Origin of the sequence: Oleiagrimonas sp. MCCC 1A03011 (genome assembly GCF_003267965.1) — a bacterium.
Taxonomy (GTDB): Bacteria; Pseudomonadota; Gammaproteobacteria; order Xanthomonadales; family Rhodanobacteraceae; genus Oleiagrimonas; species Oleiagrimonas citrea.
Window position 1 is genome coordinate 1 of the sequence record NZ_MSPY01000013.1, and the last position, 11,688, is coordinate 11,688.

At 62.9% G+C, this 11,688-nt stretch carries 12 protein-coding genes and 2 pseudogenes; 7 read left to right on the forward strand and 7 right to left on the reverse strand.

Annotated features, from left to right (window positions below; all coding sequences use genetic code 11):
- Nucleotides 1-440: 440 nt before the first annotated feature.
- Nucleotides 441-1,787 carry an MFS transporter gene (locus tag BTJ49_RS14865; RefSeq protein WP_113066219.1) on the reverse strand — a complete coding sequence of 449 codons (1,347 nt, stop codon included), beginning with the start codon at nucleotides 1,785-1,787 and terminating at the stop codon, nucleotides 441-443.
- Nucleotides 1,788-1,859: 72 nt separating this feature from the next.
- Nucleotides 1,860-2,138, reverse strand: a complete 279-nt coding sequence (locus tag BTJ49_RS14870) for a metal/formaldehyde-sensitive transcriptional repressor (protein WP_113066220.1) — start codon at nucleotides 2,136-2,138, stop codon at nucleotides 1,860-1,862.
- 37 nt (nucleotides 2,139-2,175) lie between these two features.
- Here BTJ49_RS14870 and BTJ49_RS16100 point away from each other — a divergent pair, with 37 nt between their 5' ends.
- Together BTJ49_RS16100 and BTJ49_RS16105 are read left to right on the forward strand one after the other, a co-directional pair.
- A complete protein-coding gene (locus tag BTJ49_RS16100) occupies nucleotides 2,176-2,352 on the forward strand; it encodes a hypothetical protein (RefSeq protein WP_343125539.1) in 177 nt (58 codons plus the stop codon).
- Nucleotides 2,353-2,428: 76 nt separating this feature from the next.
- The gene (locus tag BTJ49_RS16105; protein ID WP_343125540.1) at nucleotides 2,429-2,668 is read left to right on the forward strand and encodes a helix-turn-helix domain-containing protein; all 240 of its coding nucleotides are present in this window, start codon (nucleotides 2,429-2,431) and stop codon (nucleotides 2,666-2,668) included.
- A gap of 217 nt (nucleotides 2,669-2,885) precedes the next feature.
- On the opposite strand, the pseudogene merD reads toward BTJ49_RS16105, so the two are convergent.
- The 5 genes and pseudogenes from merD to merT form a co-directional block, all read right to left on the reverse strand.
- Nucleotides 2,886-3,110 (reverse strand): annotated as a pseudogene (gene merD / locus BTJ49_RS14880) (mercuric resistance transcriptional repressor MerD); the annotation flags it as partial.
- 17 nt (nucleotides 3,111-3,127) lie between these two features.
- Nucleotides 3,128-4,795, reverse strand: a complete 1,668-nt coding sequence (merA, locus tag BTJ49_RS14885) for a mercury(II) reductase (RefSeq protein ID WP_113066222.1) — start codon at nucleotides 4,793-4,795, stop codon at nucleotides 3,128-3,130.
- Complete coding sequence (gene merC / locus BTJ49_RS14890; protein WP_113066223.1) at nucleotides 4,792-5,259, reverse strand: organomercurial transporter MerC; 468 nt, start codon at nucleotides 5,257-5,259, stop codon at nucleotides 4,792-4,794. Before merC ends, merA begins: the two co-directional genes overlap by 4 nt.
- Nucleotides 5,260-5,263: 4 nt before the next feature.
- Nucleotides 5,264-5,548 carry a mercury resistance system periplasmic binding protein MerP gene (merP, locus tag BTJ49_RS14895; protein WP_113066224.1) on the reverse strand — a complete coding sequence of 95 codons (285 nt, stop codon included), beginning with the start codon at nucleotides 5,546-5,548 and terminating at the stop codon, nucleotides 5,264-5,266.
- Nucleotides 5,549-5,563: 15 nt separating this feature from the next.
- Nucleotides 5,564-5,914 carry a mercuric ion transporter MerT gene (gene merT / locus BTJ49_RS14900; RefSeq protein ID WP_113066225.1) on the reverse strand — a complete coding sequence of 117 codons (351 nt, stop codon included), beginning with the start codon at nucleotides 5,912-5,914 and terminating at the stop codon, nucleotides 5,564-5,566.
- A gap of 71 nt (nucleotides 5,915-5,985) precedes the next feature.
- Here merT and merR point away from each other — a divergent pair, with 71 nt between their 5' ends.
- The 5 genes and pseudogenes from merR to BTJ49_RS14930 all read left to right on the forward strand — a co-directional run bounded on the left by merR (nucleotide 5,986) and on the right by BTJ49_RS14930 (nucleotide 11,385).
- Nucleotides 5,986-6,396 (forward strand): Hg(II)-responsive transcriptional regulator, encoded by a 411-nt coding sequence (gene merR, locus BTJ49_RS14905; protein ID WP_113066226.1) that lies wholly within the window; start codon nucleotides 5,986-5,988, stop codon nucleotides 6,394-6,396.
- 586 nt (nucleotides 6,397-6,982) lie between these two features.
- Complete coding sequence (locus BTJ49_RS14915) at nucleotides 6,983-8,791, forward strand: copper resistance system multicopper oxidase (protein WP_113066228.1); 1,809 nt, start codon at nucleotides 6,983-6,985, stop codon at nucleotides 8,789-8,791.
- Nucleotides 8,792-8,823: 32 nt separating this feature from the next.
- A complete protein-coding gene (locus tag BTJ49_RS14920; RefSeq protein WP_240601856.1) occupies nucleotides 8,824-9,837 on the forward strand; it encodes a copper resistance protein B in 1,014 nt (337 codons plus the stop codon).
- A 20-nt stretch (nucleotides 9,838-9,857) separates the two neighbouring features.
- A pseudogene (locus BTJ49_RS14925) lies at nucleotides 9,858-10,388 on the forward strand (cytochrome c); the annotation flags it as partial.
- Between the two features lie 328 nt (nucleotides 10,389-10,716).
- A complete protein-coding gene (locus tag BTJ49_RS14930) occupies nucleotides 10,717-11,385 on the forward strand; it encodes a DUF4396 domain-containing protein (RefSeq protein ID WP_113066230.1) in 669 nt (222 codons plus the stop codon).
- Nucleotides 11,386-11,688: the final 303 nt, after the last annotated feature.

Genomic DNA, 11,688 nt, shown 5'->3' on the forward strand with positions numbered 1-11,688 from the left:
GTCGGATCCATTCCGCCTGCGATGCGTGTCTACCTGACGCATCATCCGAGGTAGCTCGATTCAACTTCCGCCAACTCGATGCAGCGACCCCATGCCCACATGGCGCCCTCAACGGCTCCATGTGGGCATGGGTTGGACACCACTTTTTTGTTGTCGCCGACAACACTTCCCGCTTTCATGGAACCCCATCCAGGCACTGAAACTTTCGCAACCACGACCTTCCAGTCCGGGTAGCGGATACAGAGGTATGCCCTGGCGGTACTTCCATGTAAAGGCTGGTAAAAAGACCGCCTTTTGGACGACTGAACCGCCCTGGGTTTCCCGGAGGCTGCTTGCGGATTCCGACAATGATTGCGCAGCATTCCGGCAATACTTGAACATGCGGCTAGTAATGACCGGAAGCCATCCCGTCGCACCCGGCGGGGTCGTCCATCGCTGCCTCAAGCCGAGGGATGATGTTGCGGCCACCTGGGGTGTTCGTCGTCGATGATGAAAGCATGCGCGTGCACGCCGCTCTCGTCCGTCGGCATGTCCACGACATGCGGGTGATCGTTCGGCAGACCATCGTGGTGGTGCGGGACGATCTGTGGGTCGTGGGCCGGCCAGAAGCGCATCGCTAGCGCCACGGCGGCGAGGGTGATGCCACCCATGACCAGGCCGCCCCACGCCGGTGAGACGAGCGTGCCCAGCCATCCAGCCAGCGGATACATGATCAGCCAGCATGCATGCGAGAGCGAGAACTGCGCGGCGAAGATCGCCGCCCGGCCCTCGTCGTCGCTGGAGCGCTTGAGCAGCCGCCCGCCCGGAGTAAGGATCGAGGCATAGCCGAGGCCGATCAGCGCCCAGCAGGCGATCAGCACGGCCGCCCGCGCGCTGCCGTTGACGAACGGCGCCGCCACCGCCAGCACGGCCAGCCCGCTTCCGCTGAGGGCCGCGCCGGCCAGCATCACCGCGCGGTCCGAGAGGCGGTCGATCAGGCGCGGCAGCGACAGGGCCGCGAGCATGGAGCAGCCGCCGAAGGCGGCCATGAACAGTGCCACGTCCTGATCGCTGCCGCCCACCCAGCGGCGGACGTAGATCACCGTGTTGACGATCACCAGCGCGCCGCCGGCCGCCTCGGCCAGGCTCAGGCTCAGCATGCCGCGCAGCCGAGGCGTGGCCAGGTAGCGCCGCATGCCGTCGAGCACGGGCGGGCGCGGTTTGATGGAGGGCGGCCGCCGCGGCAGGCGCACGGTCGCCACCAGCAGGGCGGAGAGCAGGAAGCCGGCGAGAGTGAAGCCGAACAGGCCGCGGAAGGTCATGCTGCCCAGCAGCAGCGCCGCCAGCAGTGGGCTGAGCAGGTTCTCCAAGTCATAGGCTAGGCGCGAGAGCGACAGCGCCCGCGTGTATTGCGCCTCGTCCGGCAGCAGATCGGGGATGGTGGCCTGGAACGCGGGCGTAAACGCCGCCGAGCAGGTCTGCAAGATGGCGATCAACGCATAAATCTGCCAGACATGGCTGACCAGCGGCAGCAGCAGCACCAGCGCCGCGCGCAGCAGATCCATGCTGATCAGCAGGGGTTTGCGCGGCCAGCACGAGGCGAATGAGGCCACCACCGGCGAGACCAGCACGTAGACCACCATCTTGATCGCCAGCGCGATGCCCAGCACGGCCGAGGCATGGCCCGGTCCGGCGAGGTGGTAGGCGAGCAGACCCAGGGCCACCGTCATCATGCCGGTGCCGATCAGCGAGGTGGCCTGCGCGGCGAAAAAATGGCGGTAGGTGCGGTGCTTCAGGACTTCAAACATGACGGGCTCGAGGCAGCAACACGGGATGGATGGCGTAAGCGCGTTCGGGTCGGCAGCGCATGCGCTTGGGGCTTACTTGAGATAGGCACGCAGAACGTCGATCAGTTCGTCGGCACCCTGCTTTCGTTCGGCGTCGTCGGCGAGCTCTGGGCTGGCGATATGCGTCTGCACGTGGTCCTCGACCACTTCCATCATCAGGCCATGGATGGCGCCCCGCACGGCGGCGATCTGATGCAACACCTCGGTGCAGCCCTTCTCCGATTCCAGAGCGCGCTCCAGCGCCTCCACCTGGCCACGGATGCGGCGCACCCGGCCCAGCAGCTTATTTTTATCGCGGATCGTGTGGCTCATGATGTACTCGACATATACCCTAGGGGGGGTAGGGTACATGAGCGAACCGTGTTCAGCACCAGCGAGCTGGTCAGCTATTGCCGGATCAGGTGGTCAGTTGTTCCGGAATACGCACTTTGGCTTTCACCTGTCTGGTGAGGTGGTTGGTCTCAACGCCATCTATCCGGGGCGCTATCTGTGCGACGCGATTGCGCTGGAAGAAACCGAATCCTGACTGTTCTCATTCCCTGCCATGAGTGAGTTGGCGGCACGCGCTCCCATCGCGTTGCAGCACCTGCAAGGTACTCGGCATGGCCTCACATCTGGCGGGCGATCACACGGCCGACGAGCGCATGGCTGCGTTTCTGGTCGACCTGGGTGAACGGTACATGCGGCTGGGTGTTCGTGATTGGCATTTCCGGCTCAGCATGTCGCGCACGGACATCGCCAACCAGCTGCGTCTGGCATCGGAAACGGTCAGCCGGGTCCTCGGCAGGTTCCGCGCTCAGGAGGTGGTGTATAGCGAAGAGCGCGAGATGACGGTGTCTTAATCAGACGAAAGTGAAGGCATGAGGAGGTCGGCACACTCCGCCCAGTCACCAGCAGAGGCCGATGAACAGGCGTACGGATGACGGTCATGCCTAGTTCCGCAGAGCGATAACAGCCTCGATAGTGTTCACCTGTACCTCATGTCAGCCAGTGCCTGTTGTCGCTCTTTATGAGGTGTCGCAATTCAGCCAATCTCGCCACCACTTTGCCATCGCGGGGCGCCTCAAACGCACGACATAATTGCGTCAGTTGCTCCAGGCTGACGCCGGCCTCAAACGCTTCTCGCACGAAGCAAAGCCGCTGCAGGGTCTGGGCGTCGAACAAGCTATGGCCGCCCGCGCTATGCGCAGACGGCCGCAAAAGTCCTAGCAAAAGGTAGTCACGCACGACGTGAACTCTTACACCCGCATCCTGCGCCAGATTCGACACGGGGTAGAGGCTCATCGATCACCTCCCATGGCTCACCCGGCGCAGCACGACAGTTGCTTGACGTCCTTGCTGAAGGTCTGTGCTGCGAGCTTGAGCCCTTCAACCATTGTCAGGTACGGAAACAGCCGGTCAGCGAGTGCTTCCACTGTCATGCGATGGTGAATGGCCAGCGCCGCCGCCTGGATCAGTTCCCCGGCTTCGGCGGCGACTACCTGCACGCCGATCAGTCGCCGGGACCCTTCCTCGACCACCAACTTGATGAAGCCCCGGGTATCGAAGTTGGCGAGCGCTCGTGGAACGTTGTCGAGCGTGAGCGTGCGGCTGTCGGTCTCGATACCGGCAATATGAGCCTCCTGCTCGCTAAGGCCCACAGTGGCGACTTGCGGGTCGGTGAAGACCACGGCAGGCATCGCCCGCAGGTCGAGGTGGGCTTCACCGCCTGTCATGTTGATTGCCGCGCGGGTACCGGCGGCCGCCGCCACATAGACGAATTGCGGCTGGTCGGTACAGTCGCCGGCAGCGTAGATGGTCGGGACACGGGTACGAAGGCTGGCATCGACGATGATGGCGCCTTGCCGAGTCACCTCTACACCTGCTGCCTCCAGGTTGAGTTGGTCCGTGTTCGGAGTCCGACCGGTGGCGATCAAGAGTTGATCAGCGAATAGCTCACCTTCGGGGAGACTCAGCACGAACGCATCATTCGTGTAAACAACCCGGCTTGCTTGGGTACGTTCCAGCACCTCAATCTTCTCGTCACGGAAGGCAGCCGTCAGGGCCTCGCCAATGGCCGGATCTTCACGGAAGAACAAGGTGCTGCGCGCCAGAATGGTGACCCGGCTGCCCAACCGGGCAAAGGCCTGGGCCAGTTCCACCGCGACCACCGACGAGCCGATGATGGCCAGATGCTCCGGAACGCTCTCGCTGGCCAGCGCCTCGGTCGATGTCCAGTACGGAGTGTCAGCAAGACCGGGGATGGGCGGTATGGCCGGACGCGCCCCGGTGGCAATCAGGCAGCGATCGAACGCAACCTGCTGCTGGCCCCCATCATTCAGCGCCACGGTCAGGTTGCGGCCGTCGTCGAAGCGGGCTTCTCCGCGCAGGACCGTAATCGCCGACTGACCATCCAGGATGCTTTCGTACTTGGCGTGACGCAGTTCCTCGACCCGCGCCTGCTGCTGCGCCAGCAATGGCCCGCGCCGGATTGTGGGTGGCGTGGGGGGAAGGCCCTCGTCAAATGGGCCTTCGCGGCGCATGTGGGCGATGTGGGCGGCGCGGATCATGATCTTGGAAGGAACGCAGCCGACATTGACACAGGTGCCGCCGATGGTGCCGCGCTCGATGAGCGTCACCCTGGCCCCCCGTTCGACCGCTTTCAACGCAGTGGCCATCGCGGCGCCGCCGCTGCCGATCACGGCAATATGCAGCGGGCCGCCATCACCACCAGTTGTTGTCTGAAAGGTGCGTTCATCCGTGGAAGCGGATCCCTCGCGAGCCTCATCGACCGATTGAGCCGTGTAACCAGCTGCAGTCACCGCGGCCAACAGCGTATCGGCGCTCGTCTCGGGGGCTTTCTCGACCGTTGCCCATCCTTCGGCATAGGATACTTCCGCGCGCTGCACGCCAGGCACCTGCTGCAGAGCCGTCTGGACGTGTTGGGCACACGACGCGCACGTCATGCCGGAAATCTTCAACTGCATCATGGATTGACCCTGTCGTTGTTTTCGACATCGCCATTTGACGGCACCCCGCATGCACCCTCATCGGTCGCGCAACGGCGGTGGCTCGGCGCCACCATGTCCCAGATTGCAAACACGGTCATGGCCACCAAGCCCGTGTACAACACGCCTCTGGACACCGCATGGCTCAGCAGGCCGCCCGTGAACGCGTAACGCCCAATCAACACCAGCACCGGACCGATCATGCCCAGCGCGCTGCGCTGCCATTGGCGATGACTGAGCCAGCCCAGCGCATTGACCAGCAGGACCAGCACGGCAAAGATCGGCAGGATCTTCAGGAACAGAGATTCCCACCGGGACAGGAAACCCAGTCCGATGGCTGCCCCGAGGCTGGCCGCCGCCGGGAAGCACATGGCGCAGGACATGGTCGACAGCAGTGTGCCGACCACACCGAATTTATCGGCGATGACGCGAAGGTTGGGCCTCATGGCCTTACTCGCCCTGCTTGACGGTAGACGGATAGCCGGCATTGGCGGTGGCCTTGGTGAGCGCCGCAGCCCGGGTCTTGGTGTCGTCGAAGGTCACCACGGCATCGCGCTGACGAAAATGCACCACCACCTTCTTCACACCGGGGACTCGGAACAGGGCCGTCTTGACCGTGATCGGGCAGGCCGCGCAGGTCATCCCAGGTACGGACAGGGTGACCGTCTGATCGGCGGCCCAGGCGGGTGCGGCAAGCACTGCGGAGAGTACGGCGAGGATGACGAGTTTTTTCATGTGGAATCTCTCCCTTCAGTAGAACAGCGGAAGCACATAGGGATACACAAGCGCGACCAGCACCAGAGCTGCGACAAGCCAAAAGATCAGCTTGTACGTGGTGCGAACCTGCGGCCTGGCACATACCTCACCGGGCGTGCACACAGTGACCGGTCGGTAGATCCGGCGCCAGGCGAAGAACAGGGCAAGCAGGGCGGCACCGATGAACAGCGGACGATACGGTTCCAGCACCGTGAGGTTGCCAATCCAGGCACCCGAGAAACCCAGGGCGACAAGTACCAGGGGACCGAGGCAGCAGGTGGAGGCCAGGATGGCGGCGAGACCGCCAGCGGCCAGAGCACTTCGCCCCTGTTTCAGTTCAGACATGCCACGCTCCTTCCGAGCATCGACCGGATGGCGTAAGCTTATTTCCGTAGTCAAGTACGGAGTCAAGCGCCATGAACCATGCCCGAGGGAGCCTGACGATCGGTGCCTTTGCAGCGACGGCAGGGGTCAATGTGGAAACCATCCGTTTCTATCAAAAAAGAGGGCTTCTACCGACACCCGAGCGTCCCCAGGGCAGGATTCGCCGTTATGGGCAGGGGGATGTGGAACGGGTGAGGTTCGTGAAATCGGCCCAGAGGCTGGGCTTCAATTTGGACGAAATCGGCCAGCTCCTGAAACTGGAGGATGGGGCCCATTGCAGCGAAGCCGCCGAATTGGCTAGGCAGCGCTTGGCCGATGTACGCGCCCGCCTGTCGAACCTCAAACGGATGGAGGGGGCGCTGTCCACACTGATAAGCAAGTGCAACGCGCAGCACGGGGAAGTCTCCTGCCCGTTAATTGCGGCGCTACATCATTCAAGATAAGAGCCCCTGAACGTCACGTATGACTTGGAAAGGAGACTGTAAGGCGGCACCCGGCTGGGCGGATACAACGCGACGACGTCATGCCATGAATGATGTCCGATTGGGGTACACTACGCTTATGTTCGTCCGCGCCCACGAGAAACACTGGTTCCGCCGCGCAAGTGCCCTGGCGCTTCTGGCGTGGCTGGGACTAGTTCTGATGGGCATGGCACAGGCGATGCCTGTGCCGACGCACGATACCCTCTCTTTGCAGGCATCGACCCTGTCCACGACGACGGGACACACGCATGCTTCGCACACCTGCGGAGCGCAATTCGGCTGCCACTGCGGTGGCCTGTGTTACGGCGGAACCGTGCCCGACAGCCGCGCGCTGGCGCATGCCTCCATGCACGGCAACGAATACGCGCCGCTCGCGCCCTCCGTCCCCGTCCGACTGCACCCTCCGCTGTTGCATCCACCGTCGGCCTGATCACCCTCCTGCAAATTGCGCCGAGTTAGGCGTCAGTCCCGCGTCCTTTGCGACACGGGTTTCCTGTGCAATTTCGGCGACGCGCCATGCGCCGCGTCGTCCGAGGAGTAGTGACTCATGTCATTCGAACACGATCATCCGTCAGCGGCCCTGTTGTCGCGACGACGCTTCGTGCTGGGCCTGGGCGGTGCCGCCGCGGGTTTGGCTCTGCTGAAACCCGGTACGGGGTGGGCTGCCGACGCGCTTTCCGCTTCCGCAGCATCTCGCCATCCGGCGGTGTTGCGCGGCACCCACTTCAAGCTGGACATTGCCGAGACGCCGGTCAACATCACCGGCCGCAAGGTGCTGGCCACGGCCATCAACGGACAACTTCCGGCACCGGTGTTGCACTGGCGCGAAGGTGACTTGATCACCCTCGACGTGCGCAATCGGCTGCCGGTATCCAGCTCCATCCACTGGCACGGAATCCTGCTGCCGTTCCGCATGGACGGCGTGCCCGGCCTGAGTTACCCCGGCATCGCGCCGGGCGGCATGTACCGCTACCATTTCCGGGTCAAGCAATCGGGCACCTACTGGTACCACAGCCACACGCGATTCCAGGAGCAGACCGGCCTGTACGGTGCGATCGTGGTCGAACCGCGTGACGGCGAGCGCTTCCCCGCCCAGCGCGACTACGTAATGGTGCTCTCGGACTGGAGCGACTCCGACCCGGAAACCATCTACGCCAACCTCAAGAAGATGGGCGACTACTACAGCCGCACGGAACCGACCATCCCGGAACTGATGCGCGATGCCCGCGCCCACGGCATCTCCACGGCGCTGAAACAGCGCCTGGCCTGGGACAAGATGCGCATGAGTCCGCGCGACCTGTCCGACGTGACCGGCTACACCTACACCTACCTGATCAACGGCGTGCCGCCGGCAGGCAACTGGACGGGGCTGTTCAAGCATGGCGAGAAAGTTCGCCTTCGCTTCATCAACGCCTCCGCGATGACCTACTTCGATGTGCGGATTCCGGGTCTGAAGATGACCGTCGTCGCCACCGATGGCCAGGACATCGATCCGGTGTCGGTCGAGGAGTTCCGCATCGGGGTGGCCGAAACGCTGGACGTGATTGTCGAGCCGGCGGCCGACCGCGCCTGGACCGTTTTTGCTCAGGCCATCGATCGCAGCGGTTTTGCCTTGGCTACACTGGCCCCGCGCGAGGGCATGCGGGCCGAGGTGCCCGCTATGGATCCGATCCCGAGCCTGACCATGGCCGACATGGGCATGAACATGGCCGGCATGAAGGGTATGGCCGGCATGAAAGACATGGCGATGGGCAGTGGGCAGCACATGGCCAAGGGCCATGACATGAGCGCGATGCAGGGCATGGCCGGCATGTCCATGTCCGCGCAAACGGTGCCCATCCACCATCATTACCCTACCGAGTACGGCCCGCAGAACACCAAGTGCATCGACGTGGCCTCCACGGCACTGGACGATCCCGGTGCCGGGCTGCGGAACAACGGTCGTCGCGTCCTTACCTATGCCGACATGCACACGATCGGCGGTCCTATCGACGATCGAGCGCCGGGGCGCGAGATCGAATTGCATCTGACCGGCAACATGGGCCGCTACATGTGGTCGTTCAACGGCGTGCCGTATGACAAAGCGCGACCGATCCTGTTCCACCATGGCGAGCGTCTTCGCATCGTGCTGATCAACGACACCATGATGAATCATCCCATTCACATGCATGGCATGTGGAGCGAGGTGGAAACGCCCGATGGCGAATTCCGCGTGCGCAAGCACACCGTCAATGTACGACCCGCACAGCGCATCAGCTATCGGGTCACGGCCGATGCACTTGGACGGTGGGCGTATCACTGCCACATGCTCTATCACATGGACAGCGGCATGTTCCGCGCCATCGTGGTCAAGTGAAGGAGATGACGATGAACGCGTGTACAAACCGAATGGACGTCGCTTTCCGTAACCGGGTCATTCGTGCGACGGGCTTGGTTGTGCTGATGCTCAGCGCGTCGGTGGTGGCAAAGCAGCAAGTCTCGCAAGACCACTCGCCGGCTCCCTCGACCGCGCCCGCGGTCGGAGCCATGACATCAAGCCAGGAGAAGGCAGATCATCATCCATGCGGCAAGTCGATGCATCCGCATGCGGACGACGAATCCTCCATGGAAGCATGTCCCAAGCCCAAGATGGACATGTCCTCCCATGCCATGCACATGCAGCATGCCGAGGACAATCCGGCACGCCCGCCCACCATCGGCAGCCTGCCCAAGAGCGACGGCGCTGCGCCGGAGCCGTATTCGGCTTATGGCGTCACCCTGCACATGCCCAGCGATCCATTGCTGTCGAAATTCATGCTGAACAGCCTGGAATATGTCCGAGGCGACAGCGGTTCGTCCCAAGCCTGGGAAGTCAAGGCGTGGGCCGGTCACAATACGAATCGACTGTGGGTGCGCACCGAAGGCGCGCGCAGCGGCGGGCGCCTCGAGGAAGGAGATGCCGAGCTGCTCTGGGGGCACGCAGTCAGTCCGTTCTGGGATGTGATGCTCGGTGCCAGGCACGATCTCGGTGTGGGACCCACGCGCAACTGGGCCGCACTAGGCATTCAGGGGCTTGCGCCCTATCAGTTCGATTTCGAGGGAACCGTGTACCTGGGTCCGAGCGGGCGCAGCGCGCTGCGCGTACGTACTTCGCAGGAATGGCTGTTTACGCAGCGCTTGATCCTGGAACCGGAACTGGAGCTCAATGCCTATGGCAGGGGCGACCCTCGGCGCATGTACGCGGCCGGCCTTGCTGACACGGCGCTGAGCCTGCGTTTGAGATACGAGTTCAGCCGCAAGTTCGCACCCTATGTGGGCTTCGCCTGGACGCGCAAGTGGGGAGGGACGGCGCGCATGGCGCGACTTGAGGGCAGTCCCGTTACCGACCATCAGTTACTGGCCGGACTCCGGATCTGGTTCTGAAATAGAGCGGAGCGATCGAAATGAAAAAACACGTTAAGCACTACGGCATTGCTTTTCTGGTCGTGTTGGTCCTGCTGACCGCGGGAACCGGCGTTTTCGTCTATTCAGGAATCTACAACATCGGTGCAGACGATCATCACACCAAGCCTGTGTATGCCATGTTGCAGGTCTTGCGCGATCGCTCGATCGACCTGCGTTCGGAAGGTGTCGTTGTTCCCGATCTCGACGATCCGAAGTTGATTCTCAAGGGCGCCGGTCAATATGCGGCCATGTGCACGGGATGCCACCTCTCGCCCGGTGTGAACGACTCCGAGTTGCGGGTCGGGATGTATCCCAAGCCGCCCGACTTGTCCAAGGTTCATGTCGATCCGAAACATGCATTCTGGGTCATCAAGCATGGCATCAAGATGAGTGCCATGCCGGCCTGGAGCATGGCCGGCCATGACGATCCCACGATCTGGAGCATGGTGGCCTTCGTGGAGAAACTGCCCGGGATGACGCCGGCGCAATACAAGGCCATCGTTGCCAAGGCTCCGCCGGACGAGGACATGGACATGGATCACGACCACGTCCATCAACACCCCCACGAGGCACCCTCGCAGCCGAACCACGCGCCCGGCGCCGATGCCCCAACCGACACCACGCACGCTCCGACGGACACGGCAAGCCCGGCAACCGCGCAAAGCAGCTAGGCGTGTCGAGACGATGCGATGTTGCCCCGGCAGACGGCGAGGCAACATCGCACCCGCACCCGCAGCCGCCCATGCCAAAAATGGCCGATGGCCATGCGCCGGAGGTCGTGGGCAGAACATGGTTCAACCCTGTGACCGCATGCCGACTCCGGCATGCGGTCGTCATCGATATTCCGGGAGTGCAACAATGCTGAAAACGCTCGCCATCACCAACATAGCGATTTCCGTCGCGCTGATGCTGTGGTCGATACGCGACCTGCAGCGGCGTCCGCCACCGATGACGGTGATGAAATGGGTCTGGCCGCTGACGTTTCTCTGGGGCGGGCTTTTCGCCTTGCTGATGTACCTTTGGTTCGGGCGTGCTCCGATTGCTGGCTCATCGGCTGAACGACACGGCCAACGACCGATGTGGCAGAGCGTGGCGCTGGGCGCGACGCACTGTGGAGCGGGCTGTTCGCTGGCCGACCTGCTGGTCGAGGGCGGCATGTTCGTGCTCGGTCTCGGCTTCGTGGTCCTTGGACACAAGGTATTCGGCAACTGGATCGTCGACTACATCGCCGCGTTGACCATCGGCATCGTGTTTCAGTACGGCGCCCAGGTAGCCATGTCCGACCAGCCCAGGCTGGTCGTGGCCTGGCAGTCGTTCAAGTCCGATGTGCTGTCGCTGTCGTTCTGGCAGATCGGCATGTACGGCTGGATGGCGATCAGCATCTTCGCGTTGTTCGGCGAATCTGCGATGACCCCGAACCGCTGGCTGTTCTGGTGGATGATGCAGGTGGCCATGCTGTGCGGTTTCGTATGCACCTACCCCGTGAACTGGTTACTGATTCGCGTCGGCATCAAGGAGGCGATGTAATCGTCATCGAAATGCCGCCGTGAATGATCGGGACAACCGTTGACGTCCGATGGTGGGTTCGACCCGAGGTATTCATCTTTCAGCAAGCATTCTGAATGGCACAAACCTAGAATGGCGGATCGCTCTCTCAACTGAGTCGATCCCATGACCGAAGCCCCCGAACACCATCGACGCGAGGCCCTGCCAGTTTCTCCCGCCCTGGAAGACTCCCTGGCTGCGGTGCACTTGCCGCGCCGCACGCGGATGCTGAATGCACGCGTGCTCAGGATCGTCTTGCTGGCGATCGTGCTGGGCGTCGCCGCG